Origin of the sequence: Burkholderia sp. lig30 (assembly GCF_000687455.2) — a bacterium.
Taxonomy (GTDB): Bacteria; Pseudomonadota; Gammaproteobacteria; order Burkholderiales; family Burkholderiaceae; genus Burkholderia.
The window spans coordinates 1-24,319 of record NZ_JGVW01000065.1 but is presented as its reverse complement, the minus strand read 5'-3'; the positions used below and the strand labels follow the sequence as shown (position 1 = coordinate 24,319).

Annotated in this window: 24 protein-coding genes; 16 read left to right on the top strand and 8 right to left on the bottom strand. The window is 66.1% G+C overall.

Annotated elements, in window-relative coordinates; genetic code table 11:
• Positions 1-300: 300 nt before the first annotated feature.
• Complete coding sequence (locus LIG30_RS08910; RefSeq protein WP_038711409.1) at positions 301-1,077, bottom strand: enoyl-CoA hydratase; 777 nt, start codon at positions 1,075-1,077, stop codon at positions 301-303.
• A gap of 130 nt (positions 1,078-1,207) precedes the next feature.
• On the opposite strand from LIG30_RS08910, the gene paaN reads away from it, so the two are divergent.
• The 5 genes from paaN (at position 1,208) to paaK (ending at position 6,834) form a co-directional block, all read left to right on the top strand.
• Positions 1,208-2,914 (top strand): phenylacetic acid degradation protein PaaN, encoded by a 1,707-nt coding sequence (paaN, locus tag LIG30_RS08905; protein ID WP_038711401.1) that lies wholly within the window; start codon positions 1,208-1,210, stop codon positions 2,912-2,914.
• 87 nt (positions 2,915-3,001) lie between these two features.
• Complete coding sequence (gene pcaF / locus LIG30_RS08900) at positions 3,002-4,204, top strand: 3-oxoadipyl-CoA thiolase (protein WP_038711399.1); 1,203 nt, start codon at positions 3,002-3,004, stop codon at positions 4,202-4,204.
• 46 nt (positions 4,205-4,250) lie between these two features.
• Positions 4,251-5,042 carry a 2-(1,2-epoxy-1,2-dihydrophenyl)acetyl-CoA isomerase PaaG gene (gene paaG, locus LIG30_RS08895; RefSeq protein ID WP_038711396.1) on the top strand — a complete coding sequence of 264 codons (792 nt, stop codon included), beginning with the start codon at positions 4,251-4,253 and terminating at the stop codon, positions 5,040-5,042.
• Between the two features lies 1 nt (position 5,043).
• Positions 5,044-5,496, top strand: a complete 453-nt coding sequence (paaI, locus tag LIG30_RS08890) for a hydroxyphenylacetyl-CoA thioesterase PaaI (RefSeq protein ID WP_038711395.1) — start codon at positions 5,044-5,046, stop codon at positions 5,494-5,496.
• 39 nt (positions 5,497-5,535) lie between these two features.
• Positions 5,536-6,834: a phenylacetate--CoA ligase PaaK gene (gene paaK, locus LIG30_RS08885; RefSeq protein WP_038711393.1), complete on the top strand. Its 1,299-nt coding sequence runs from the start codon at positions 5,536-5,538 to the stop codon at positions 6,832-6,834.
• Between the two features lie 248 nt (positions 6,835-7,082).
• Here the strand turns inward: paaK and mltA are convergent, their stop codons facing one another.
• Together mltA and apaG are read right to left on the bottom strand one after the other, a co-directional pair.
• The gene (gene mltA, locus LIG30_RS08880; RefSeq protein WP_083493961.1) at positions 7,083-8,312 is read right to left on the bottom strand and encodes a murein transglycosylase A; all 1,230 of its coding nucleotides are present in this window, start codon (positions 8,310-8,312) and stop codon (positions 7,083-7,085) included.
• 81 nt (positions 8,313-8,393) lie between these two features.
• Entirely contained in the window at positions 8,394-8,768 is a 375-nt protein-coding gene (gene apaG / locus LIG30_RS08875; RefSeq protein WP_038711390.1) for a Co2+/Mg2+ efflux protein ApaG, read from the bottom strand.
• A gap of 176 nt (positions 8,769-8,944) precedes the next feature.
• Here apaG and rpe point away from each other — a divergent pair, with 176 nt between their 5' ends.
• From rpe to LIG30_RS08835, 8 genes are all read left to right on the top strand, one after another.
• The gene (gene rpe / locus LIG30_RS08870; protein WP_038711389.1) at positions 8,945-9,631 is read left to right on the top strand and encodes a ribulose-phosphate 3-epimerase; all 687 of its coding nucleotides are present in this window, start codon (positions 8,945-8,947) and stop codon (positions 9,629-9,631) included.
• Between the two features lie 4 nt (positions 9,632-9,635).
• Positions 9,636-10,382: a phosphoglycolate phosphatase gene (locus tag LIG30_RS08865; protein ID WP_038711387.1), complete on the top strand. Its 747-nt coding sequence runs from the start codon at positions 9,636-9,638 to the stop codon at positions 10,380-10,382.
• Between the two features lie 358 nt (positions 10,383-10,740).
• The gene (trpE, locus tag LIG30_RS08860; RefSeq protein WP_038711386.1) at positions 10,741-12,234 is read left to right on the top strand and encodes an anthranilate synthase component I; all 1,494 of its coding nucleotides are present in this window, start codon (positions 10,741-10,743) and stop codon (positions 12,232-12,234) included.
• Positions 12,235-12,247: 13 nt separating this feature from the next.
• Positions 12,248-12,838, top strand: coding sequence for an aminodeoxychorismate/anthranilate synthase component II (locus LIG30_RS08855; RefSeq protein ID WP_038711385.1), 591 nt, complete (start codon positions 12,248-12,250; stop codon positions 12,836-12,838).
• 12 nt (positions 12,839-12,850) lie between these two features.
• Complete coding sequence (gene trpD, locus LIG30_RS08850) at positions 12,851-13,882, top strand: anthranilate phosphoribosyltransferase (RefSeq protein WP_038711383.1); 1,032 nt, start codon at positions 12,851-12,853, stop codon at positions 13,880-13,882.
• A 38-nt stretch (positions 13,883-13,920) separates the two neighbouring features.
• Positions 13,921-14,706, top strand: a complete 786-nt coding sequence (trpC, locus tag LIG30_RS08845) for an indole-3-glycerol phosphate synthase TrpC (RefSeq protein ID WP_038711380.1) — start codon at positions 13,921-13,923, stop codon at positions 14,704-14,706.
• Positions 14,707-14,714: 8 nt separating this feature from the next.
• Positions 14,715-15,341, top strand: coding sequence for a CYTH domain-containing protein (locus LIG30_RS08840; protein ID WP_038711378.1), 627 nt, complete (start codon positions 14,715-14,717; stop codon positions 15,339-15,341).
• A 6-nt stretch (positions 15,342-15,347) separates the two neighbouring features.
• Positions 15,348-16,157, top strand: coding sequence for a uracil-DNA glycosylase (locus LIG30_RS08835; RefSeq protein ID WP_038711376.1), 810 nt, complete (start codon positions 15,348-15,350; stop codon positions 16,155-16,157).
• Between the two features lie 108 nt (positions 16,158-16,265).
• On the opposite strand, the gene LIG30_RS08830 is transcribed toward LIG30_RS08835, so the two are convergent.
• From LIG30_RS08830 to LIG30_RS25190, 5 genes are all read right to left on the bottom strand, one after another.
• On the bottom strand, positions 16,266-16,862 hold the full coding sequence (locus LIG30_RS08830; RefSeq protein ID WP_038711374.1) for an FMN-dependent NADH-azoreductase: 597 nt from the start codon (positions 16,860-16,862) through the stop codon (positions 16,266-16,268).
• Between the two features lie 151 nt (positions 16,863-17,013).
• On the bottom strand, positions 17,014-18,816 hold the full coding sequence (locus tag LIG30_RS08825) for a M61 family metallopeptidase (protein WP_038711373.1): 1,803 nt from the start codon (positions 18,814-18,816) through the stop codon (positions 17,014-17,016).
• 99 nt (positions 18,817-18,915) lie between these two features.
• Positions 18,916-19,641, bottom strand: a complete 726-nt coding sequence (locus LIG30_RS08820; RefSeq protein WP_038711406.1) for a DsbC family protein — start codon at positions 19,639-19,641, stop codon at positions 18,916-18,918.
• 90 nt (positions 19,642-19,731) lie between these two features.
• The gene (locus LIG30_RS08815; protein WP_038711371.1) at positions 19,732-20,910 is read right to left on the bottom strand and encodes a UbiH/UbiF family hydroxylase; all 1,179 of its coding nucleotides are present in this window, start codon (positions 20,908-20,910) and stop codon (positions 19,732-19,734) included.
• Entirely contained in the window at positions 20,910-21,104 is a 195-nt protein-coding gene (locus LIG30_RS25190; protein WP_083493960.1) for a hypothetical protein, read from the bottom strand. The genes LIG30_RS08815 and LIG30_RS25190 overlap by 1 nt, the downstream gene beginning before the upstream one ends.
• A gap of 213 nt (positions 21,105-21,317) precedes the next feature.
• On the opposite strand from LIG30_RS25190, the gene LIG30_RS08805 reads away from it, so the two are divergent.
• The 3 genes from LIG30_RS08805 (at position 21,318) to ychF (ending at position 24,278) form a co-directional block, all read left to right on the top strand.
• The gene (locus LIG30_RS08805; protein WP_051994931.1) at positions 21,318-21,935 is read left to right on the top strand and encodes a class I SAM-dependent methyltransferase; all 618 of its coding nucleotides are present in this window, start codon (positions 21,318-21,320) and stop codon (positions 21,933-21,935) included.
• 2 nt (positions 21,936-21,937) lie between these two features.
• Entirely contained in the window at positions 21,938-22,948 is a 1,011-nt protein-coding gene (locus LIG30_RS08800) for an HNH endonuclease domain-containing protein (RefSeq protein WP_038711370.1), read from the top strand.
• A gap of 235 nt (positions 22,949-23,183) precedes the next feature.
• Entirely contained in the window at positions 23,184-24,278 is a 1,095-nt protein-coding gene (gene ychF, locus LIG30_RS08795; RefSeq protein ID WP_038711369.1) for a redox-regulated ATPase YchF, read from the top strand.
• Positions 24,279-24,319: the final 41 nt, after the last annotated feature.

The following is a 24,319-nucleotide window of genomic DNA, read 5'->3' as shown; positions in this document are numbered from 1 at the left end:
GTCCACACTTATCGGCTGTTAGTTTTTAAAGAGCACATCTGCGAGAAGCGTTCTTCTCAGCAGCGCTGCGTTTTCAGCAGCAGAGAAACGAGATTATGAACATCGCTTCGCAGTTCGTCAACAACTTTTTTACTACCTCGTTGCGACTGCGGGGTTCATTTTCCTTCGCTCGCTCAGCCGCTGACCTCCAGCCACCAGACTGCTTCGTTTCCCCTCTTCCGCGCCGCGTTTCCGTTAGCGCGAAAGAGGCGTGATTCTAGTCAGCTTGCGCGCATCGTGCAAGCGTTTTTTTGCACCCGATCAGCGGTGCTTGAACACCGGCTTGCGTTTCTCGACGAACGCCGCCATCCCTTCCTTCTGATCTTCGGTCGCGAACATCGAGTGGAACAGGCGGCGCTCGAAATGCACGCCCTCGGCCAGCGTCGTTTCATACGCGCGGTTCACCGACTCCTTGACCATCATTACCGCCGGCAACGAGAACTCGGCGATCGTCGTCGCCGCGGCGATCGCCTCGTCGAGCAACTTGTCCGCAGGCAGCACGCGCGAGACCAGCCCGGCGCGCTCGGCCTCTTCGGCATCCATGAAACGCGCGGTCAGGCACATGTCCATCGCCTTCGCCTTCGATACCGCGCGCGGCAGGCGTTGCGTGCCGCCCGCGCCCGGCATCACGCCCAGCTTGATTTCCGGCTGGCCGAACCTGGCCGTGTCCGCCGCGAAAATGATGTCGCACATCATTGCGAGCTCGCAGCCGCCACCCAGCGCGAAGCCCGCCACCGCCGCGATGATCGGCTTGCGGATCTGGCGGATCACCTCCCAGTTACGGGTGATGTAGTCGCCCTTGAAGGCATCCATATAGGAGTAAGTGGCCATCATGCCGATGTCCGCGCCCGCCGCGAATGCCTTCTCGCTGCCCGTCAGAACGATCGCCCCGACACCCTCGTCGGCATCGAACGCCTTGAGCGCCGCACCCAGTTCGTCCATCAGCGCGTCGTTCAGCGCGTTGAGCGCCTTCGGCCGGTTCAGCGTAATGAGGCCGACACGGCCACGGGTCTCCACCAGGATGTTCTCGAAAGTCATCAATTTCTCCTCGATCAATGAAACGCGAAACGCCTCGCACTTGCGAATAATTTAATGCTACCATTCTCCGACCAACCGGTCGGTTAATTAATCGAATCGATCCCTCTCAACGCTCAAGCAGGCTGCCGCCATGACCCACCCACTGTTCACGAAGCACGAAGACACGCTGAAGCACGCCCTCGCCGCCATCGAGAGTCGAGGCTACTGGAGCCCGTTCGCCGAGATGCCGAGTCCCAAAGTGTACGGGGAAAGCGCCAACGCTGACGGCGAAACCGCTTTCAAGTCGCATCTCGACAAGGCGTTCGTGCTCGACCAGCCTGCTTCCGGCGAGACGGTCGGCGCGGAGCAGTCGCCTTACGGCTTCGCACTGGGCGTACGCTATCCGAAATCGACGCCCGATGCGCTGATCGAGGCGGCCGCCGCTGCCCAGCGTGCGTGGCGCGAGGCGGGGCCGACCGCCTGGATCGGCGTCTGCCTGGAAATTCTCGCCCGCCTGAACCGCGCCAGCTTCGAGATCGCGTACAGCGTCATGCATACGACCGGCCAGGCATTCATGATGGCATTCCAGGCCGGCGGCCCGCATGCACAGGATCGCGCGATCGAGGCGGTCGCGTATGCGTGGGACGAATTGCGCCGCATCCCCGGCGACGCTCACTGGGAAAAACCGCAAGGCAAGAACCCGCCGCTGGCGATGCACAAGCGCTACACGATCGTCCCGCGTGGTACCGGGCTCGTGCTCGGCTGCTGCACGTTCCCGACCTGGAACGGCTACCCCGGTCTGTTCGCCGACCTCGCGACGGGCAACACGGTCATCGTCAAGCCCCATCCGGGCGCTATCCTGCCGCTCGCCATTACCGTGCGCATCGCGCGCGACGTGCTGCGTGAAGCAGGCTTCGATCCGAACGTCGTCACCCTCCTCGCGACCGAGCCGAATGACGGCGCACTGGTGCAGGGCCTCGCGCTTCGCCCGGAAATCAAGCTCATCGACTTCACCGGCAGCACGCAGAACGGCACCTGGCTCGAACGGCACGCGCATCAGGCCCAGGTCTATACGGAGAAGGCCGGCGTCAACCAGATCGTGATCGACTCGACGGACGACCTGAAGGCGGCGGCCAAGAACATCGCCTTCTCGCTGTCGCTCTACTCCGGCCAGATGTGCACCGCACCGCAGAACATCTACGTGCCGCGCAACGGTATCGAGACCGCCGACGGGCACGTGAGCTTCGACGACGTCGCACTGGCCATCGCGAGCGCTGTCCAGAAGCTCACCGGCGACGCGGCCCGCTCGGTCGAACTGATCGGCGCGATCCAGAACGACGGCGTGACCGCCCGGATCGACGACGCGCGCAAGCTCGGCCGCGTGCTGGCGGACAGCCAGACGCTGCAGCATCCGGCGTTCCCCGGCGCCCGCGTCCGGACCCCGCTCGTGCTCCAGCTCGATGTCGCGGACCGTGAGAAATTCACGCAGGAATGGTTCGGCCCGATCTCGTTCGTGATCGCCACCGACTCGACCGCGCAATCGCTCGACCTCGCCGGCGAAATCGCCGCCGAGCACGGCGCGCTGACGCTCTCCGTCTACAGCACGGACGACAAGGTGATCGACGCCGCGCACGATACCGCCGTGCGCGGTGGCGTGGCGCTGTCCATCAATCTGACGGGCGGTGTGTTCGTCAACCAGTCCGCCGCGTTCTCGGATTTCCACGGCACGGGTGCGAACCCGGCGGCCAACGCGGCGCTCGCCGATGCAGCCTTCGTCGCCAACCGGTTCCGCGTGGTGCAAAGCCGGGTCCATGTTGCCCCGAAGGCAGTGCCCGTGGAAGCTGGCCAGACGGCATAACCCGTTCGGCCGACGTGCAAACGTCCCGCCGTTCTCTACCATGAACGAATCCGCCGACGCGCGGGTTCGTTCTTCACGGATACGCCCATGATTGACGCATATATCTGCGACGCGATTCGCACCCCCATCGGCCGCTACGGCGGCGCCCTGAAGGACGTTCGAGCCGACGACCTCGGCGCAGTACCGATCAAGGCGCTGATCGAACGCAACCGCGACGTCGACTGGTCGGCAGTCGACGACGTGCTGTATGGCTGCGCGAACCAGGCCGGTGAAGACAACCGCAACGTCGCGCGCATGTCCGCGCTGCTGGCAGGCCTGCCCACGTCCGTGCCGGGCACCACGCTCAACCGTCTGTGCGGATCCGGGATGGACGCGGTCGGCTCCGCCGCGCGTGCGATCAAGTCCGGCGAGGCCCGGCTGCTGATCGCGGGCGGCGTCGAGAGCATGACCCGTGCACCGTTCGTGATGGGCAAGGCGGCGAGTGCGTTTGCGCGTCAGGCCGATATCTTCGACACGACGATCGGCTGGCGCTTCGTCAACCCGTTGATGAAGCAGCAATACGGTGTCGACTCTATGCCGGAAACCGCCGAGAACGTCGCGACCGACTACAACATCAGCCGCGCCGACCAGGATCTGTTCGCGCTGCGCAGCCAGCAGAAGGCCGCGCGCGCGCAGCAGGACGGCACGCTCGCTGCGGAAATCGTCCCGGTGACGATTCCGCAGAAGAAGGGCGATCCGGTCGTGGTGTCGCGCGACGAACATCCGCGCGGAACGTCGCTCGAGACGCTCGCGAAGCTCAAGGGCGTCGTGCGCCCGGACGGCACGGTGACGGCCGGCAACGCGTCGGGCGTCAACGACGGCGCATGCGCGCTCCTCCTCGCGAACGCCGAAGCGGCCGACCAGTACGGCTTGCGCCGCCGGGCACGCGTGGTCGGCATGGCAACCGCGGGCGTCGAGCCGCGCGTGATGGGCATCGGCCCGGCGCCGGCCGCCCAAAAGCTGCTGCGCCAGCTCGGCATGACGATCGACCAGTTCGACGTGATCGAGCTGAACGAGGCGTTTGCATCGCAAGGGCTGGCAGTGCTGCGCATGCTCGGCGTCGCGGATGACGACCCGCGCGTCAACCCGAACGGCGGCGCGATTGCGCTCGGCCACCCGCTCGGCGCGTCCGGCGCGCGGCTCGTCACCACGGCGCTCCATCAGCTCGAGCGAACCGGTGGCCGCTTCGCGCTGTGCACAATGTGCATCGGCGTCGGCCAAGGCATCGCGATCGCGATCGAGCGCGTGTGAAACCCCGCGCCGCACGCCTATAACGGAGTCATGGAGGAGACACTGGATGTCCTATCAAGCGATTCAGCTGGATATCGATCAGGCCGCTCGAGTGGCCACGATCACCCTCAACCGCCCGGACAAGCTGAACAGCTTCACCCGGGTGATGCACCGCGAGTTGCAGTCGGCGCTTGACGCGATCGAGGCCGCCGGCGCGCGCGCGTTGATTCTGACGGGCGCGGGGCGCGGATTCTGCGCCGGCCAGGATCTTGCCGATCTCGATTTCACGCCGGGGGCGTCGACCGACCTCGGCGCGCTGATCGACGACCATTTCAATCCGCTGATCCGGCGCCTGCAACACCTTCCGATGGCGGTGATCGCTGCCGTCAACGGCACGGCCGCCGGCGCGGGCGCCAACCTCGCACTCGCCTGCGACCTCGTGCTGGCCGCCCGCTCCAGCAGCTTCATCCAGGCCTTCGTCAAGATCGGCCTGGTGCCGGATTCGGGCGGCACGTGGTTCCTGCCGCAGCGCGTCGGCATGGCCCGTGCGCTCGGCCTCGCGCTGACCGGCGACAAGCTCGGCGCCGAACAGGCGGAACAGTGGGGGCTGATCTGGAAGGCTGTCGACGACGACGCGCTTGCTGCAACGGCCCGCCAGTTCGCCATGCAACTGGCGCAGCAGCCGACGCTGGCGATCACCTCGATCAGACAGGCGATGCGCGAAAGCATCGCGCACACGCTCGACCAGCAACTCGACCTCGAGCGCGACCTGCAACGCAAGCTCGGCCACTCGCACGATTACGCGGAAGGTGTGCAGGCATTCATCGAGAAGCGCGCGCCGCGCTTCGAGGGGCGCTGACATGAACCGCTCTGTCGAAACGCTCAGCCCCGAGGCGCTCGCGCAGGCCGCCGCACAGGCCATGTACGACGCCGACACCTGCAGCCGCGCGCTCGGCATGGAACTCGCCGAAGTGCGCCCCGGCTACGCGCGCATGCGCATGGCGGTGCGCCCTGATTTCCTGAACGGGCACCAGATCTGCCACGGCGGGCTCATCTTCACGCTCGCCGATTCGACGTTCGCGTTCGCCTGCAACTCGTACAACGTGAACACGGTCGCCGCCGGTTGCTCGATCGAGTATCTGCGCCCGGTGCACGGCGGCGACGTGCTGACAGCCGAGGCGATCGAGCAGACGCTCAACGGACGGCACGGGATCTACGACATTCGCGTCACGAATCAGGCCGGGGACACCGTCGCGATGTTCCGCGGCAAATCCGCCCAGATAAAGGGCACGATCATCCCCGACGACCGCTAGGCGCGCGACGTGAAACCATAACAAGGACAGGAGACACGCATGACTACCAAGCTTCCGCTCGAACCGATCGAGACGGCCAGCCGCGACGAGCTGGCCGCGCTGCAACTCGAGCGCCTCAAATGGTCGCTCAGGCACGCCTATGAGCACTCGCCGGTCTATCGCCGCAAGTTCGACGAAGCGGGCGTGCATCCGGACGACCTGAAATCGCTCGCCGACCTGTCCCGCTTTCCGTTCACCACGAAGAGCGACCTGCGCGACAGCTATCCGTTCGGCATGTTCGCGGTGCCGCAGGACCAGATATCGCGCATTCACGCGTCGTCGGGAACGACCGGCAAGCCGACCGTGGTCGGCTACACCGCGCGTGACATCGACACCTGGGCCAATATCGTCGCCCGCTCGATTCGCGCCGCAGGCGCGCGCCGCGGCGACAAGGTCCACATCAGCTACGGCTACGGGCTCTTCACGGGCGGGCTCGGCGCGCACTATGGCGCCGAGCGTGCGGGGCTGACCGTGATTCCGTTCGGCGGCGGTCAAACCGAGAGACAGGTTCAACTGATCCAGGATTTCCGGCCGGACATCATCATGGTGACGCCGAGCTACATGCTGTCGATCGCCGACGAATTCGAGCGCCAGGGCATGGATCCCGCCCAATGTTCGCTACGCATCGGCATTTTCGGCGCCGAGCCGTGGACCAACGACATGCGCACGGCGATCGAGCGGCGCATGGGCATCGACGCCGTCGACATCTACGGACTGTCCGAAGTGATGGGTCCGGGCGTCGCGTCGGAATGCGTCGAAACCAAGGACGGCCCGACGATCTGGGAAGACCACTTCTATCCGGAAATCATCGACCCCGAGACCGGCGCGGTCCTCCCCGACGGCGAGCCGGGCGAACTGGTGTTTACGTCGCTCACGAAGGAAGCGCTGCCGATCATCCGCTATCGGACACGCGACCTCACGCGCCTCCTGCCCGGCACGGCGCGCACGATGCGCCGGATGGAGAAGATCACCGGGCGGTCGGACGACATGATGATCGTCCGCGGCGTCAACGTGTTTCCGACCCAGATCGAGGAGCTGCTCCTCAAGCAACGCGCGCTCGCACCGCATTATCAGATCGTGCTGACGAAGGAAGGCCCGCTCGACGTCCTGACGCTGAACGTCGAGCCCTGCCCGGAAACCGCGCCCGACACGGCCACGATCGCCGCGGCGAAAAAGACGCTCGCCCACGACATCAAGTCGCTGATCGGCGTGACGGCGATCATCCATGTGCTGCCGGTCAACGGAATCGAGCGCTCGGTCGGCAAGGCGCGACGGGTGGTCGACAAGCGCAAGGGCTGACGTCGGTCACGCGCCCGTCACCTTACGCAACAATCCATGGTCAGCCCGATCGGCGCATGCGGACCGCCCCCTCGAAGCTGGATACCGATCCAGCCATCGGGGTGCGGCTCACATGCCGATCGGGCTGTTTCGGTCAGGCTGACCATAGATTTTTGGGTGCCTGGCCAGCGCTCCCGGCTCTGCCACGCGACGCGGGGCGCCGGCACGCATGGCCCGCGCGCCGGCCACGAAACATCACGAACGAAACGTCACGAGTTCGGGAACAGCAGCCACATCCGGCCGTTCTGCTTCATCCTGCCGGCCTGGTCGCCGGCGTCGTCCCCAAGTCCCCAGAAGTAGTCGGCACGCACGCCACCCTTGATCGCCGAGCCAGTGTCCTGCGCGAACACCAGACGATTCATCGGCGTGTTGGTGAGCGGCCGCGTCGTCTGCAGGAAGACCGGCGTGCCCAGCGGGATCGCCGACGGATCGACCGCGATCGACCGTTCCGGCGTGAGCGGCACGCCGAGCGCGCCGACCGGACCGTCCGCGCCGCCGTGCGGCATGCTCTCGTTCGACGGCATCTCGCGGAAAAACACGAAACGGGGATTCGTGTCGAGCAGCGCGTCGACGCGATCCGGATTCGCCCGTGCCCATCCCTTGATGCCCTGCATCGTGGCTTGCGCGGGCGTCAGCTCGCCGCGATCCAGCAGCCACTTGCCGATCGAGCGGTACGGCTGGTTGTTGGTGCCGCCATAGCCGACACGCATCACCGAGCCATCTTCGAGCATGACGCGCCCGGAACCCTGCACCTGCAGGAAGAACGCCTCGATCGGGTCGTCGACCCACACCAGTTCGTTGCCGTTCAGCACACCGGCGCGCTCGAGTTGCGCGCGCGCCGGCAGCGCGGCGCCCGCGCGATAGCCGGCCGGCCAGCGGTACAACGCATATTGATAGGGTCCGCGCCGCACCCGCGAGCCATGCAGCAGCGGCTCGTAGTAGCCGGTGACGAGCCCATCGAGCGTGCCGTCGGTATTCGCGAACTGGAACGGCGTGAAATAGCTTTCGAAGAACGCACGCGCGCTGCCGACGTCGAGATCGTCGAGCCGCTCCGCCGCCGCACATGCGCGCTGCCACGCGGGCTGCCGCCCAAGGCGCGCGCAGTTCTGCCGCAGCGCGATGGTCGCGCCGATCAGCGCGTCATCCTGCCAGCCCGGAACCTGCTGCCACGCGACAGGCGTGAGCCGCGTCGCCGCCACCTGCCCCGGCACAATTGCCGCGCCGCCCGGCGCCTTCGACGAGGTACGCACCGGCGGGCCGCCGCACGCGGCGAGGAGCGCCGCTGCAGCGAGCGCCGCCGCCCAGCCGGCCACTTTCGGCCCAGACCACCTACAATGTTCGTTCTTGATGGAAACCGCCATGTCAGATCTTCTCGACCAATATCCGATGCTCATCTTCGCGCTGGAAGCCTTCCTCGCGCTCGGCCTGCTGATTTTCATCGTCGTCTGGACCGCATCGGGCAAGAAAAAGCATCCCCACAACAAGCGGCCGCTGCGCTGACCGCGCCGCGCCCGCCACGCTCAATGCAGCGTGCGCGGCATGTGCAGCGCGAATTCGTCGATCGGCGCATCGAAGCGCTCGCCGTCCTCGGCGACGCAGAAATACGAACCGCGCATCGTGCCGACCGGCGTCGCGATCACGGCCCAGCTGGTGTATTCGAACTGCTCGCCCGGCTGCAGCAGCGGCTGATGACCGACGACACCCAGCCCCTTGACTTCCTGCACCTGGCTCTCGCTGTCCGTGATGATCCAGTGACGCGCGATCAGCTGCGCGGCCACCTGCCCGGTGTTGCGAATCGTCAGCGTGTACGCGAATGCATATTGACGGTGTTCCGGGTCGGATTGTTCCGGCAAATAACTGGTTTTCACCGAAACGGTGAATCGATACTGACTCATGGTGATTCCGCTGGGTGTGGGCCGGCCCTGTGGCGTGACACGCCTGCGGCGCCGGGTCGCGGACGAGCCGCCTTTGTTCCGCATTCTGCTTGATGCGGCACCGGCCCGCAACCGCGCGCGCGGCCGGCGGGCGGTAGAATGGCAGTTTTGCGCCGCAGCGTCCCCGCTCCTCCGTCATGACTCAATTCCGCATCGCCCCCAGCATCCTGTCGGCCGACTTCGCCCGGCTCGGTGAAGAAGTCCGCAACGTGGTCGCCGCCGGCGCCGACTGGATCCACTTCGACGTGATGGACAACCATTACGTCCCGAACCTGACGATCGGCCCGCTCGTGTGCGAGGCGATCCGCCCGCACGTCCAGGCGCCGATCGACGTGCATCTGATGGTTCGTCCGGTCGACCGGATCGTGCCCGATTTCGCGAAGGCGGGCGCCAACCTGATCAGCTTCCACCCCGAAGCGTCCGATCACGTCGACCGCACGCTGGCGCTGATCCGCGACCACGGCTGCAAGGCCGGCCTGGTGTTCAACCCGGCCACGCCGCTCTTCCATCTCGACCACGTGATGGACCGCATCGACTTCGTGCTGCTCATGTCGGTCAACCCGGGCTTCGGCGGCCAGTCGTTCATTCCCGAGACGCTGAACAAGCTGCGCGACGCCCGTGCACGCATCGACGCGTACACCGAGCGCACCGGCCGCGAAATCCTGCTCGAAGTGGATGGCGGCGTGAAGGTCGACAACATCGCGGAAATCGCGGCGGCTGGCGCGGACACTTTCGTTGCAGGCTCGGCGATCTTCGGCAAGCCCGACTACCGCAAGGTCATCGACGAGATGCGCAGCGCGCTCGCCACCGTCGACCGGAGCTGACGCCATGACCGCGCCTCACCTCGACGGGGGCGGGCCGGCCGAATCGATCCGCTTCGCCGCGCCGCGCATCGACGCCGCGCTGATCGACCTCGACGGCACGATGGTCGACACCGCCGACGATTTCACCGCCGGCCTGAACGGGATGCTGGCGAAGCTTGACGCGCCGGCGACGTCGCGCGACGAAGTGGTCGGCTACGTCGGCAAGGGTTCCGAGCACCTGATCCAGAGCGTGCTGAAGCCGCGCTTCACAACCGTCGACGCGCAGGCGCGTTTCGACGACGCGCTCGCGATCTACCAGGACGAATACGCGAAGATCAACGGCCGCCATACGCGACTCTACCCGGACGTCGCAGCCGGTCTCGACGCGATGCGCACCGCCGGTCTCAAGCTCGCGTGCGTGACCAACAAGCCGCACCGTTTCGCGATCGAGCTGCTGCGGCAGTACGGGCTGATCGACTGTTTCGGCGCGGTGCTCGGCGGCGACAGCGTGGCGCGCAAGAAGCCCGACCCGCTGCCGATGCTGACCGCGTGCGGCGCGCTCGGCGTCGCACCGGACGCGACGGTTGCGATCGGCGACTCCGAAAACGACGCACTCGCGGGCCGCGCGGCCGGCATGGCGACGCTGACGGTGCCGTACGGCTACAACCACGGCAAGGCTATACAAACGATAAATTCGGATGGTATAGTCGATTCGCTGCTGGTTGCGGCGCGCGCGATTTCCGCGCACAACGCCGCCCTGCAAACCCGCTGAATCCTTTCTTCCATCCGCATGTTTCTGAATAAAAAACGGAGTCTGAGCAGCATCGACCGGGGAGCCTGGCCCTGGCGTCGCTGGTCGCGCTAACCTCGATGAGGTACGCTGGAGCGTGTCTTCAGCGCCGTTTTTTATCTCGCTGCGCACCCGCGCGCCGATCGTCGCTTCACCCACCGCCATGCCGTGCCTGAACGCATCGTTCGAGGCCGGCCGCAGGCTGACGACGTTCGCCGTGCCCGGGCCGCGCCCGCCGGCAGGCACACACACGATCGACCGCCCTTCCGCCGACGGCAGCACGCGCAGCGCCACGTGATCCCCGGCGCATTCCGCCGCTCGTCCAGAACAGGACCGGAACATGACTGAACTCGAATTCCAATCGCTCGCCAACGAAGGCTACAACCGCATCCCGCTGATCGCGGAAGCCCTCGCCGATCTCGAAACGCCGCTGTCCCTCTACCTGAAGCTCGCGCAGCCGGAACGCGGCGGCGCCAATTCGTTCCTGCTCGAATCGGTGGTGGGCGGCGAGCGCTTCGGCCGCTACTCGTTCATCGGGCTGCCGGCGCGCACGCTCGTGCGTACCCGCGACGGCATGTCCGAGGTGGTGTGCGACGGCAAGGTCGTCGAAACCCACGACGGCGATCCGTTCGATTTCATCGCGTCGTTCCAGGCGCGCTTCAAGGTCGCGCAGCGCCCCGGCCTGCCGCGTTTCTGCGGGGGCCTTGCCGGCTATTTCGGCTACGACGCGGTGCGTTACATCGAGAAGAAGCTCGCACACACCACGCCGCGCGACGACCTGGGCCTGCCCGACATCCAGTTGCTGCTGACCGAGGAAGTCGCCGTGATCGACAACCTCGCCGGCAAGCTCTACCTGATCATCTATGCCGACCCGGGCCAGCCCGAGGCATACACGAAGGCGAAGCAGCGCCTGCGCGAACTGAAGCAGCGCCTGCGCGCGACCGTGCAGCCGCCCGTGACGTCGGCGAGCGTGCGCACCGAGACGTTCCGCGAATTCAAGAAGGAAGACTATCTGGCCGCCGTGCGGCAGGCGAAGGAATACATCGCCGCGGGCGAGCTGATGCAGATCCAGGTCGGCCAGCGCCTCTCCAAGCCGTACCGCGACAATCCGCTGTCGCTGTACCGCGCGCTGCGCTCGCTGAATCCGTCGCCGTACATGTATTACTACAACTTCGGCGATTTCCACGTCGTCGGCGCGTCGCCGGAAATCCTCGTGCGCCAGGAACAGCGCGGCGACGACCACATCGTGACGATCCGCCCGCTCGCCGGCACCCGGCCGCGCGGCAACACGCCCGAGCGCGACGCCGAGCTGGCGACCGAGCTGCTCAGCGACCCGAAGGAAGTCGCCGAGCACGTGATGCTGATCGACCTCGCGCGCAACGACGTCGGCCGCATCGCGCAGATCGGCTCCGTGCAGGTCACGGACAAGATGGTGATCGAGAAATACTCGCACGTGCAGCACATCGTCAGCTCGGTCGAAGGCAAGCTCAAGCCCGGCATGACGAACTTCGACGTGCTGCGCGCGACGTTCCCGGCCGGCACGCTGTCCGGCGCGCCGAAGGTGCGCGCGATGGAGCTGATCGACGAGCTCGAGCCCGTCAAGCGCGGGCTGTACGGCGGCGCCGTCGGCTACCTGTCGTTCTCCGGCGAAATGGACCTGGCGATCGCGATCCGCACCGGCCTGATCCACAACGGCAATCTGTACGTGCAGGCGGCGGCGGGTGTCGTCGCGGATTCGGTGCCCGAATCCGAATGGCAAGAGACCGAGAACAAGGCGCGCGCGGTGCTGCGCGCGGCCGAACAGGTTCAAGACGGCCTCGATAGCGACTTCTGACCGGAGACTGACCATGCTGCTCATGATCGACAACTACGATTCGTTCACTTACAACCTGGTCCAGTACTTCGGCGAACTGGGCGAGGACGTGCGCACCTACCGCAACGACGAAATCACGCTCGACGAGATCGCGCGCCTGAATCCCGACGCCATCTGCCTGTCGCCCGGCCCGAGCAATCCGCAGCACGCGGGGATCACGCTCGACGTGCTGCGCGAATTCGCCGGCAAGAAGCCGATCCTCGGCGTCTGCCTCGGCCATCAGGCGATCGGCGAGGCGTTCGGCGGCCGCGTCGTGCGCGCGAAGACCATCATGCACGGCAAGGTGAGCCGCATCGAAACCGACTGCCGCGGCGTGTTCGCCGACCTGCCGAGGCACTTCGACGTCACGCGCTACCACTCGCTCGCGATCGAGCGCGAATCGCTGCCGGATTGCCTCGAGATCTCCGCATGGACCGAGGACGGCGAGATCATGGGCGTGCGCCACAAGACCCTGCCGGTCGAAGGCGTGCAGTTCCATCCGGAATCGATCCTGTCCGAGCACGGCCACGCGCTGCTCGAGAATTTCCTCAAAGAGGCCCGTGAAAGGGCCCCGCACACGGCCTGACGGAGCAACACGATGACGATCACCCCGCAGGAAGCGCTGCAACGCACGATCGAGCACCGCGAGATCTTCCACGACGAAATGCTGCACCTGATGCGGCTCATCATGCGCGGCGACATGTCGCCGGTGATGTCCGCCGCGATCATCACCGGCCTGCGCGTGAAGAAGGAGACGATCGGCGAGATCACCGCCGCGGCGACCGTGATGCGCGAATTCGCGAACCACGTCCGCGTGAAGGACAACTCGAACTTCGTCGACATCGTCGGCACCGGCGGCGACGGTTCGCATACGTTCAACATCTCGACCGCGACGATGTTCGTGTCGGCGGCCGCCGGCGCAAAGGTCGCGAAGCACGGCAATCGCGGCGTGTCGAGCAAGTCCGGCAGCGCCGACGTGCTCGAGGCGCTCGGCGTCAACATCGACCTGCAGCCGGAACAGGTGGCGGCGTCGATCGCCGAGACCGGCATGGGCTTCATGTTCGCGCCGAACCATCATCCCGCGATGAAGAACATCGCGCCGGTGCGCCGCGAGCTGGGCGTGCGGACGATCTTCAACATCCTCGGCCCGCTGACCAACCCGGCCGACGCGCCGAACCAGCTGATGGGCGTGTTCCACCCCGACCTCGTCGGCATCCAGGTGCGCGTGATGCAGCGGCTCGGCGCGCAGCACGTGCTCGTCGTCTACGGCAAGGACGGGATGGACGAAGTGTCGCTCGGCGCGGCCACGCTCGTCGGCGAACTGCGCGACGGCGAGGTGCACGAATACGAGATCCATCCGGAGGATTTCGGCATGCAGATGGTGTCGAACCGCACGCTCAAGGTGGAAAATGCCGACGAGTCGCGCGAGATGCTGCTCGGCGCGCTCGACAACAAGCCCGGCGTCGCGCGCGAAATCGTCACGCTGAACGCCGGCACCGCGCTCTATTCGGCGAACGTCGCCGCGTCGATCGCCGACGGCATCCAGCTCGCCCGCGAAGCGATCGCGAGCGGCAAGGCGCGCGCGAAGGTCGACGAGCTGGTGCGCTTCACGCAGCAGTTCAAGCGCTGACCCGCCCTTTCGAACCCGAACTTACGCACGAGACACTTATGAGCGACATTCTCGACCGAATCATTGCCGTCAAGCGCGAAGAAGTCGCCGCGGCCATGCGCAGCACGCCGCTCGAGGCGCTGAAACTGGAGGCGTCCGCGCGCGACCTGCGGGACTTCGTCGGCGCATTGCGCGCGAAGCACGCGGCCGGCCAGCCGGCCGTCATCGCCGAGGTCAAGAAGGCCAGCCCGTCGAAAGGCGTGCTGCGCGAGCATTTCGTGCCCGCCGACATCGCCCGCTCGTATGCGTCGCACGGCGCCGCGTGCCTGTCGGTGCTGACCGACGAGCAATTCTTCCAGGGCAGCGTGCGCTACCTCGAGGAAGCGCGCGCGGCCTGCTCGCTGCCGGTGCTGCGCAAGGACTTCATCGTCGATCCGTACCAGATCCTCGAAGCGCGCGCGATGGGCGCCGACGCGATCCTGCTGATCGCAGCGGCCCTCGATACGCCGCAGATGCAGGATCTCGAAGCGTACGCGCATTCGCTCGGGCTCGCGGTGCTCGTCGAAGTGCACGACCGCGACGAGCTGAACGAGGCGCTGACGCTCAACACGCCGCTGCTCGGCATCAACAACCGCAACCTGCGCACGTTCGAGACCTCGATCCAGACGACGCTCGACATGCTCGACATGATTCCGCAGGACCGCATCGTCGTGACCGAGTCGGGGATCCTGTCGCGCGCGGACGTCGAGACGATGCGCGCGGCGAACGTGAACACGTTCCTCGTCGGCGAGGCGTTCATGCGCGCCGAGCAGCCGGGCGCGGAACTCGCGCGGATGTTCTTCTGAGTACGGCGATGGCAATCGAAAAGGAAATCAAGCTGGCGCTGCCCGCCGGGCAGGCCGACGCGGCGCGCCGCTTCTTCGTCGCGCGCACGGGCGAGGCGGGCCGCGAGATCGCGTTGTCGAATGTCTATTTCGACACGCCGGACCTCGCACTTGCGCGCGCGAAGAGCGCGGTGCGGTTGCGCCGCGCGCCGCAAGGCTGGCTGCAGACCTTCAAGACGGTCGGCACCGCCGAGGGCGGGCTGCATCGCCGCCACGAATGGGAAATGCCCGTCGCGACCGACGCGCTGGAGATCGACGCGCTCGCCGCCGCATGCGACGTGCCAGAGGCCGCCGCCGCGCTTTGCGCCGCCGCCCCGACCCTGCACGCACTGTTCCGCACCGATTTTTCGCGCACGCTGTGGCGCATCGCCGTGGACGGCGCGATCGTCGAGGCCGCGGTGGACATCGGCGAAATCGCCGCACAAGTCGGCGACGATACGCGCCGCGAGCCGATCAGCGAGGTCGAGCTCGAGCTGATCGACGGCGCGGAAGCGGCGCTGCAGACGCTCGCCGCCGAACTGCAGCACGCGCTGCCCGGCCTCGCGCCCGACAATCTCAGCAAGGCGCAGCGCGGCTACCGGCTGCGCGCGCAATAACGACGCATGGCTTCCCGTTCCTCTTCCCGCGCGGCGACGCCGCAAGCGTCGCTGTTCGACGATCCCGCGCCGGCCGAGCCGCGCGCGGCGCACGACATGCAGCCACTCGCCGGGCAATTCGATGCACTGCCGCCCGACTGGCGCGCCGTGCTCGATCCCTTCATCGCAAGCGACGCGTACGCACCGCTCTGCCGCTTCGTCGACAGCGAGCGAGCGGCCGGCAAGACGGTCTATCCGGCCGACGTCTTCCGCGCGCTGCGGCTGACGAGCCCGGACGACGTGAAGGTCGTGATCCTCGGCCAGGACCCGTACCACGGCGACGACCGCGGCACGCCCCAGGCGCACGGCCTCGCGTTCTCGGTGCCGCCGGCGGTGAAGCCGCCGCCGTCGCTGCGCAACATCTTCAAGGAAATCGCCGCGAACTTCGGCCACGACACGCCGCGCCACGGCTGCCTCGACACCTGGGCACGCCAGGGCGTACTGCTGCTCAACACCGTGCTGACCGTCGAGCGCGGCGCGGCGGCGAGCCATGCGAAACGCGGCTGGGAGCAATGCACCGATACGCTGATCCGCGAGCTGGCGCGCCGCCATCGCGGGCTGGTGTTCATGCTGTGGGGCGCACACGCGCAGGCGAAGCGCGCCCTCTTCGACCCGCACGCGCATTGCGTGCTCGAAGCGCCGCATCCGTCGCCGCTGTCCGCGCATCGCGGCTTTCTCGGCTGCCGCCACTTCGCGCTCGCGAACGACTATCTCGTCGAGCACGGCCACACGCCGATCGACTGGCGGCTGCCGGACGACGCCGAAACGCTCGCGTAACGCACGACGATCCCGCCCCGCATGCAAAAAAACGCCGCGCACCTTCCGGTGCGCGGCGTTTTTTCTGGCGATCGTCGACGGACGCAGCGCATCCGTCGACGCCAGGGCTTACGCGGCGGCGATCGCCTCGCGTGCGCCGGCCAGGGCCGCGCTATGCGCTTCGGGCCCCATGTTCAAACCTTCCGCGTAGATGAAGTTCACGTCGGTCATGCCGAGGAAGCCGAGGAACGTGCGCAGGAACGGCGTCTGCGAATCGTTCGGCGTGCCGGCATACTTGCCGCCGCGGGCCGATACCACATGCACCTTCTTGCCCTTGACCAGGCCTTCCGGACCGTTTTCCGTGTAGCGGAACGTCACGCCGGCACGCGCGATCCAGTCGAAGTAGGTCTTCAGCTGCGACGACACGCCGAAGTTGTACAGCGGCGCGCCGAGCACGATCACGTCGGCGGCCTGCAGTTCGGCGATCAGCGCATCGCTCTTCGCGACGATCGCATTCTGTTCCGGCGTGCGGCTCTCGGCCGGCGTGAAGAACGCGCCGAGCACTGCGTCGTCGAGGTGCGGCAGCGGATCGGCTTGCAGGTTGCGAACCGTCACCGTCGCGCCGGGGTTCGATTGCTTCAGCTTGGCGGTCAGTTCGTCGGCCAGCAGCGTGGATTGCGCGCCTTGCGAACGTGCTGCGGAATTGATTTGAAGAATGGTCGTCATGTCAGGCTCCGAGTGGGTTTGCGCTTCAGCAGCGCGAGTGACGCCATTGTGCGTGGCCACATTCGCGTGAAAAAGCAGGCTCAGGGCGACGGATCGTTGCAGCAACGGAACAATCCGCGCCACCGCCCGGCATGACGGAATCTGGCCCCAATCAGCCTTTCAGCCAGGCCTCGCGCGCGCTGCACTGGGCCGCCGGCTTCGGATTCGCGGTGAGCTTGTAGCGCGCGACGTCCGGGCCATCCAGTTTCAGCGTCGTGGCGCGCAGCTCGTCGCGCCGGAACGCGTGGATCTCGACCTTGTCTCCCGGCTGGTAGCGCGCGAGCAGCGTGTCGAGATTCGCGCCGGTGACGCGCAGCCCGTCGACCGCGATCAGCATATCGCCGGCCGACAGGCCTGCCTTGTGCGCCGCGCCGCCTTCGTAGACGGCCGCGAGCGAGCAGTCCGCGCCGCCACGCAGGCGCGCGCCGATCGACGGCTTCGGCTGCGCGCCGTTCGCGCCGGCATCCGGCGCGAGCGTGACGCCGAACGGCGCGAACAGGTCCGCGAGCGGCAGGTCGCGCGTGCCGTGCACGGCATCGGCGAACAGGCGGCCGAGCGCGACACCCGTCGCTTCCTCGATCAGCGCGTCGATTTCATCTTCGCCGACGCCAGCCGGCTGGCCGTGGTAGAAGTCGCGGCCGAAGCGCTGCCAGAGCAGCCGCATCACGTCGTCGAGCGACTTGCGGTGACGCGTCTGCGCGCGGATCGCGAGGTCGAACGCGAGCGCGACCAGCGAACCCTTCGTGTAGTAGCTGACGATCGCGTTCGTCGCGTTCTCGTCCTGCCGGTAATACTTGATCCACGCGTCGAACGAGCTGTCGGCGACGCTCTGCTTCAGGCGGCCGCTGCCGCGCTGCACGCCGCCGATCGTGCGGCCGAGCGCAGTGAAATATTCGTCCCGCGACATCAGCCCGCAGCGCACCAGCATCAGGTCGTCGTAATACGACGTGAAGCCCTCGAACAGCCACAGCAGCGACGTGTAGCTTTCCTTCGACAGGTCGTACGGCACGAACGCCGCGGGCTTGATGCGCTTCACGTTCCACGTGTGGAAGTACTCGTGGCTGCACAGGCCCAGGTAGGTGCGGTAGCCCTCCGACGTCTCCGGGCGCCCCTTCACCGGCAGGTCCGTGCGGTTGCAGATCAGCGCGGTCGACGCACGATGCTCGAGGCCGCCGTAGCCGTCGGTGACGGCCAGCGTCATGAACACGTAGCGCTCCATCGGCGCCTTCTTCGACTTCGGCTCGAACAGCGCGATCTGCGCGTCGCACACCCGCTTCAGGTCCGCGCACAACCGCTCCATGTCGAGCCGCGTGACGCGCCCGGCGATCGCGACGTCGTGCGGCACGCCGTGCGCGTCGAACGTGGCGAGCGCGAATTCGCCGATCGTCACCGGATGATCGGCCAGCTCGTCGTAGTTCGCCGCCCGGTACGCGCCGAACGCGTAGCGCTTCGTGCCGCGCGCCTCGGGCAGCGCGGTCGCGACGCGCCAGTGGCGGAACGCGGCGCCCGCCGGCTTCGCGATGTCGACCTCGCATGCGTCGTCCTCGCGGCCCGCGACGCTCAGGAACACGGCCGTGCCGTTGAAGAAGCCGCCGGCGGCGTCGAGATAGGCGGAGCGCACGGATAGATCCCACGCGTAGACGTCGTAGCGCAGCGTCAGCGCACCCTTCACCGGCGCGGCCTGCCACGTGTGCTTGTCGGTCTTGCCGATCCGCACCTTGCGCCCGGCGTCGTTGAACGCCTGCAGCGACACGATGTTGCGCGCGAATTCACGCACGAGGTAGCTGCCCGGAATCCACACCGGCAACGCGAAGCGCTGTCCGGCGGGATCGGGATCGGCAACCGTGACGGACACTTCGAACAGGTGCGCAGCGAGGTCTTTCGGGGCAATCGAATAGCGGATCGGCGTTTTCATCGTGAAAGTCGGTTGGAATGACTGCGGCAGAAACGACGAGAGGCGCCCCGGTCGAACCGCGGGCGCCCCTCGCCGGCCGGGCCTCGCGGCCCGGTGTCGTCACTTGATCGTGGCAAGCGCCTGATTCAGCTGGTCGGCGGACACGGCGCCCGGCAGGCGGCGGCCGTCGGCCAGGAAGATCGTCGGGGTGCCGGTCACGTTCATCCCGCGGCCGAGCGCGAGATTCTTGTCGAGCGCGCTCGTGTCGCAGTTCGCCGCGGCCGGCGCGCGATGATCGAGCATCCAGCCCTCCCACGACTTCGCGCGGTCGCCCGCGCACCAGATCGCCTTCGACTTCGCCGTCGAATCCGGCGACAGCACCGGATACAGGAACGTGTAGACGGTGACGTTGTCGATCGATTGCAGCGTCGTCTCGAGTTTCTTGCAGTACGGGCAGTTCGGGTCGGAGAACACCGCGATCCGGCGCGCGCCGTTGCCCTTCACGACCTTGATCGCGTTGGCGAGCGGCAGGCTCCCGAAATCGATCTTGTTGGTTTCCGACAGGCGCGCCTCGGTGAGGTTCTTGCGCGTCCTGGTCTCGACCAGGTCGCCGAGCAGCACGTAGTCGCCCGACGCGTCGCTATAGAGAATCTGCGTGCCGAGATTGACTTCGTAGAGACCCGCGACCGGCGACTTCGACACGCTCTTGATCGGCGCGTCGGCGCCCAGGCGGGACTGCAGCGTCGCTTTCAGTTTGTCGGTGGTCTGGTCGGCCTGCGCGGTACAGCCGAGCGTCGCCGTGGCGACGGCCAGCGCCAGCGAGGCGATGCGAATCGTTGTTTTCATCGTGTTCATCCTTCAGCTCAATCGGTACGCACGTCACAGTGTACGACGTAACGGAAACGTGTCCGACCGCCGATGCGCGCGAAGGTTCGTTCAGCCGAGCGCGGCCGACACGAGCCAGCGCTTGACGAACGGCTGCGCGCCGACGAACGCCATGCCCGCGTTGCGCACTGCCCGCGCGAGCGTGCCCGGCGCGGAAAACAGCCGATGCAGGCCGTCGGTGGCCAGCATCAGCGCGCGGATGTCCTCCCGGCGCGCGCGCTCGTAGCGGCGCAGCAGCACCGTGTCGCCGAGGTTGCGGAAGCTCTCCTTGCCTGCGATCGCGTCGACCAGCGCGGCGACGTCGCGCAGCCCCAGGTTCATGCCCTGCCCGCACAGCGGGTGAATCAGGTGTGCCGCATCGCCGACGAGCGCGACGCGCGGCGCGATCAGCTTGTCGACCGTCTGCAGCGCGAGCGGGAAGCCCGCCGCCGGCGTCACGCAGTCGAGCGTGCCGACCTGCCGCTGCGACACGCGCTCGACTTCCGCCGCGAGCCCGGCCGGATCGAGCGCGAGCAGTTCGTCCGCGTGCGCCGTTTGCGCCGACCAGACCAGCGACACGTGGCCGTCCGGCAGCGGCAGCAACGCGATGATTTCGCCGTCGCGAAACCATTGATACGCCGTCTCGCGATGCGGCAGCGACGCCTTGAAGTTCGCGACGACGCCCGTTTGCCGGTAGTCGTTCCGGTCGACTTTCGACCCTATTTGCGAACGCACCCACGAATGCGCGCCGTCCGCGCCGACGATCAGGTCGGCTTCGAGCACCTGGCCGGACGACAGTGCGAGCACGGCGGCATCGTCGCGAACGTCGAGTCCCTGCGCGCGCGCATCGAACCACGTCAGGTTCGGCTGGAAGCGCAGCGCCACGTCCAGCGACGCTTCGATCATCGACGATTCGGCAATCCACGCGAGCTGCGGCACCGACGCCTGATACGCGGAAAAGTGCAGCTCCGCGTGCGCGTCGCCATAGACGCGCATGTCGTAGACGGGCGCCAGCCGGCCATGATCGAGCGCCTGCCAGACGCGCAGGCGTTCGAGCAGCGCCTGGGAACTGGAGGACAGCGCGTAGACGCGCGTGTCGTACGCGAGATCGGCGGGGCGCGGCGTCGCGGGTTGGGCGAGCAGCGCGGTCTTGTAGCCGGACTGGGTCAGCGCGAGCGCGGCCGTCTTGCCGGCGAGCCCGCCGCCGACCACGGCGACGTCGAAGGTGTGGTGGGCAGTCATGGCGCGCATTATAGCCGCGGGTCCAGCGCCTTACGCGGCCGGACTTTGCGGCAAATCAGGGGTTGCTGCGGTGCGGGATCGCGGCGGATCGACGCGCCCGTCCCGGCCGCCGAATGGCCACGCTCGGTTACTTGCTCGACTGCTTCGATCTTGAACTCATCCGTATACCGCTTGCCGCTCCTACTGACCTCCTCGGTTGCCATAAATGATGGCTCGAAGATTTCTACGAAAGGCTGGCCGCCCCACGCAGACCGAACGCGGCCGATAACTGGGGCATCATCAAGGCCGTCCACTGGGATGAACTGAAAGAACCTGACTGACGTTCCCCGGCCTCCCGCCCAACCTTTGGGAACATCTCGCCTTTCGCGCACAAAATGTGGAGAATAGCTGCAACTAGTTGCCACTTCCTGTTCACTATGGATTCACAAACCGTCAGCTACTACTCCCAGAACGCAAAGGTCATCGCTGACCGCTACGAATCCATCGTGAACGGGTTGGCCAAACACTTCGAAGACGCTTTCCCTAGTGGCAGTCGCGTTCTGGATGTCGGATGTGGGTCCGGCCGCGACTTGGCATACCTGCATTCCTTGGGGCGAGACACCTACGGTTTGGATGCAACTCCCGAATTGGTCGAACTAGCGCAGGACCTGCACCCCGAGCTAAAAGGGCGCCTCGTGTGCGAATCGATCCCGGGCACAGCGGTTCCATTCGGGGGAGCATTTGATGGTGTCTTGTGCTCTGCCGTATTGATGCATATCGCAGAGGAGCATCAACCTGCTGCAGTAGAGTTCATTAAAAGATGCCTGAAACCCAGGGGGAGACTTCTCTACTCGGTTCCTAGCAAGCGACTGGACGCTGCCGCCGCAGGGCATCGCGACAGCAACGGAAGACTCTTTATCCCGGACTCGGCAGAGCGTTATCAAACCCTCCTTGAAAATCAAGGATTCAAGTTACTCAATCAGTGGGGCAACGCTGACAGCCTGGGACGCGACGAGGTGGAATGGGCGTCGGTTCTGATGCAATTGGGCGACTGAGCATGGCCGAGGAACTGTTCACCCCGGCCGAACCAACGGTCGAGGACTGTTGGCGTGGTGTCGTCCTCTTCGGGCGAAATACCGCGAGCTACAAGTTCGCGCTGGGCTCAGCCCTGCTCGATCTCAAACCGAAGTCAGGTGAGTTGGTCAAACTCGATGATTTAGCCCCGGTGTATGCGCAGCTACTAGCTGAGCACCTGCGAACAGCTCCCAAGCAAATCACGACCGGTAACGGGAAATTTCTTCAGGGCTGCGTCGCGTTTAACAAGGATAACGACCTGTCGAAACTCGTTGATACGACCGTGGCCCACGGCTTTGCCCACGTCATCGATGCCTTCCACATCGTGGGTTCTACCCCAGTCCACCATCCGTTCTTCGTTGACGAGCGCAAAGATAATCGTGGCATCCGCATCACCGACGAATTCTCGCAGATGATGGCTGGGGTGCAGGCCTCGAACCTGGCGGCAGAAATCACCGCCCGATGGAACTTGGTCGAGACTGCCTGGAACCACGGTATCTCGGCGAACCTGCTCACCATCAACCACGACAACGAACGACGAGAGTTTTTCGCGATAGATTCATCGCAGCGGCGCAGGCCAGTGACTAGCAGCCGCAGCGCTCTCAATGGTTACCAGAAGGGACATTGCTTCTATTGCTCTACGCCTTTGCTGCTGGACGGGCCAACAAGGAATGTGGATGTGGACCACTTCTTTCCGCATCGGCTAAAACAGGCCCACTGGGGCGTGAATCTGGACGGGGTGTGGAACCTCGTGTTGGCCTGCGAAACGTGCAACCGGGGGCAGGATGGAAAATCCGACAGCATTCCATCCCGCCGGTTGCTGGAGCGCCTGCATAAGCGCAATGAGTATTTGATCGGCAGCCATCACCCGCTGCGCGAGACATTGATGCAACAAACAGGGATGCGTCAGGAAGAGAGGGCGGCATTTTTGAGTGATCTCTACCAGAAAGTGAACCTTTCGCCTGGTCACGAGTGGGAACCCAAGTCCATCTGACGACCAAGAGGAGATGGGCGTCGCACCTGCGCCATCTCCCCGCCCCCCACCCCGAACCGGGTAAAATCACGCTTTTCGTGGACAAACCGTGGACAAACCTTCGGGCCGCCTGCCCGATTCGCTCCGGTTTCCCGCCACCCCGACACCTGCGGCTCACGCGTAAAACGCGCGGGGCCAGCACTTCCACCATGCCGACATTCGGCCGGATAGTGCACTGATTTCAAAGGATTTTTTCATGAGCCTCAAATGCGGCATCGTCGGCTTGCCCAACGTCGGCAAGTCCACCCTCTTCAATGCGCTGACCAAGGCCGGCATCGCCGCCGAGAACTACCCGTTCTGCACGATCGAGCCGAACGTCGGCGTGGTCGAAGTGCCTGACGTGCGCCTGAAGGCGCTCTCCGAGATCATCAAGCCCGAGCGCGTCGTGCCGGCCGTCGTCGAGTTCGTCGACATCGCGGGCCTCGTCGCCGGCGCGAGCAAGGGCGAAGGCCTCGGCAACCAGTTCCTCGCGAACATCCGCGAGACGGACGCGATCACGCACGTCGTGCGCTGCTTCGAGGACGACAACGTGATCCACGTCGCCGGCAAGGTGAGCCCGATCGACGACATCGAAGTGATCAACACCGAGCTTGCGCTCGCCGACCTCGGCACCGTCGAGAAGGCGCTCACGCGCTACTCGAAGGCCGCAAAGTCGGGCAACGACAAGGAAGCGGTGAAGCTGGCCGCAGTGCTGGAGAAGGTGCGCGCGCACCTCGACCAGGGCAAGGCGGTGCGCGGCCTCGCGCTGTCGGACGACGAGCAGGCGCTCCTCAAGCCGTTCTGCCTGATCACCGCGAAACCGGCGATGTACGTCGCGAACGTGAAGGACGACGGCTTCGAGAACAACCCGCACCTTGACGTGGTGCGCAAGTACGCGGAAAGCGAGAACTCGCCGGTCGTCGCCGTGTGCGCGGCGATCGAAGCGGAAATCGCCGACCTCGACGATGCGGACAAGGAAGCGTTCCTCGCCGACATGGGCATGGACGAGCCGGGCCTCGACCGCGTGATCCGCGCGGGCTTCAAGCTGCTCGGCCTGCAGACCTACTTCACCGCGGGCGTGAAGGAAGTGCGCGCGTGGACGATCCACATCGGCGACACCGCGCCGCAGGCGGCCGGCGTGATCCACACGGACTTCGAGCGCGGCTTCATCCGCGCGCAGACGATCGCCTATGACGACTTCATCGCGCACAAGGGCGAACAAGGCGCGAAGGAAGCCGGGAAGATGCGCGCGGAAGGCAAGGAATACGTCGTGCAGGACGGCGACGTGATGAACTTCCTGTTCAACGTCTGACGCGTTTTTGCTGCAATCCGGTGGCGTTCGGCCGAACGCCA

What these genes read in the sequence shown, in the direction of transcription:
- LIG30_RS08910 (WP_038711409.1), bottom strand. Translation starts at nt 1,077, where the DNA reads ATGACTTTCGAGAACATCCTGGTGGAGACCCGTGGCCGTGTCGGCCTC.
- paaN (WP_038711401.1), top strand. Translation starts at nt 1,208, where the DNA reads ATGACCCACCCACTGTTCACGAAGCACGAAGACACGCTGAAGCACGCC.
- pcaF (WP_038711399.1), top strand. Translation starts at nt 3,002, where the DNA reads ATGATTGACGCATATATCTGCGACGCGATTCGCACCCCCATCGGCCGC.
- paaG (WP_038711396.1), top strand. Translation starts at nt 4,251, where the DNA reads ATGTCCTATCAAGCGATTCAGCTGGATATCGATCAGGCCGCTCGAGTG.
- paaI (WP_038711395.1), top strand. Translation starts at nt 5,044, where the DNA reads ATGAACCGCTCTGTCGAAACGCTCAGCCCCGAGGCGCTCGCGCAGGCC.
- paaK (WP_038711393.1), top strand. Translation starts at nt 5,536, where the DNA reads ATGACTACCAAGCTTCCGCTCGAACCGATCGAGACGGCCAGCCGCGAC.
- mltA (WP_083493961.1), bottom strand. Translation starts at nt 8,312, where the DNA reads ATGAAAATCAGCAGGCCGAGCGCGAGGAAGGCTTCCAGCGCGAAGATG.
- apaG (WP_038711390.1), bottom strand. Translation starts at nt 8,768, where the DNA reads ATGAGTCAGTATCGATTCACCGTTTCGGTGAAAACCAGTTATTTGCCG.
- rpe (WP_038711389.1), top strand. Translation starts at nt 8,945, where the DNA reads ATGACTCAATTCCGCATCGCCCCCAGCATCCTGTCGGCCGACTTCGCC.
- LIG30_RS08865 (WP_038711387.1), top strand. Translation starts at nt 9,636, where the DNA reads ATGACCGCGCCTCACCTCGACGGGGGCGGGCCGGCCGAATCGATCCGC.
- trpE (WP_038711386.1), top strand. Translation starts at nt 10,741, where the DNA reads ATGACTGAACTCGAATTCCAATCGCTCGCCAACGAAGGCTACAACCGC.
- LIG30_RS08855 (WP_038711385.1), top strand. Translation starts at nt 12,248, where the DNA reads ATGCTGCTCATGATCGACAACTACGATTCGTTCACTTACAACCTGGTC.
- trpD (WP_038711383.1), top strand. Translation starts at nt 12,851, where the DNA reads ATGACGATCACCCCGCAGGAAGCGCTGCAACGCACGATCGAGCACCGC.
- trpC (WP_038711380.1), top strand. Translation starts at nt 13,921, where the DNA reads ATGAGCGACATTCTCGACCGAATCATTGCCGTCAAGCGCGAAGAAGTC.
- LIG30_RS08840 (WP_038711378.1), top strand. Translation starts at nt 14,715, where the DNA reads ATGGCAATCGAAAAGGAAATCAAGCTGGCGCTGCCCGCCGGGCAGGCC.
- LIG30_RS08835 (WP_038711376.1), top strand. Translation starts at nt 15,348, where the DNA reads ATGGCTTCCCGTTCCTCTTCCCGCGCGGCGACGCCGCAAGCGTCGCTG.
- LIG30_RS08830 (WP_038711374.1), bottom strand. Translation starts at nt 16,862, where the DNA reads ATGACGACCATTCTTCAAATCAATTCCGCAGCACGTTCGCAAGGCGCG.
- LIG30_RS08825 (WP_038711373.1), bottom strand. Translation starts at nt 18,816, where the DNA reads ATGAAAACGCCGATCCGCTATTCGATTGCCCCGAAAGACCTCGCTGCG.
- LIG30_RS08820 (WP_038711406.1), bottom strand. Translation starts at nt 19,641, where the DNA reads ATGAAAACAACGATTCGCATCGCCTCGCTGGCGCTGGCCGTCGCCACG.
- LIG30_RS08815 (WP_038711371.1), bottom strand. Translation starts at nt 20,910, where the DNA reads ATGCGCGCCATGACTGCCCACCACACCTTCGACGTCGCCGTGGTCGGC.
- LIG30_RS25190 (WP_083493960.1), bottom strand. Translation starts at nt 21,104, where the DNA reads ATGGCAACCGAGGAGGTCAGTAGGAGCGGCAAGCGGTATACGGATGAG.
- LIG30_RS08805 (WP_051994931.1), top strand. Translation starts at nt 21,318, where the DNA reads ATGGATTCACAAACCGTCAGCTACTACTCCCAGAACGCAAAGGTCATC.
- LIG30_RS08800 (WP_038711370.1), top strand. Translation starts at nt 21,938, where the DNA reads ATGGCCGAGGAACTGTTCACCCCGGCCGAACCAACGGTCGAGGACTGT.
- ychF (WP_038711369.1), top strand. Translation starts at nt 23,184, where the DNA reads ATGAGCCTCAAATGCGGCATCGTCGGCTTGCCCAACGTCGGCAAGTCC.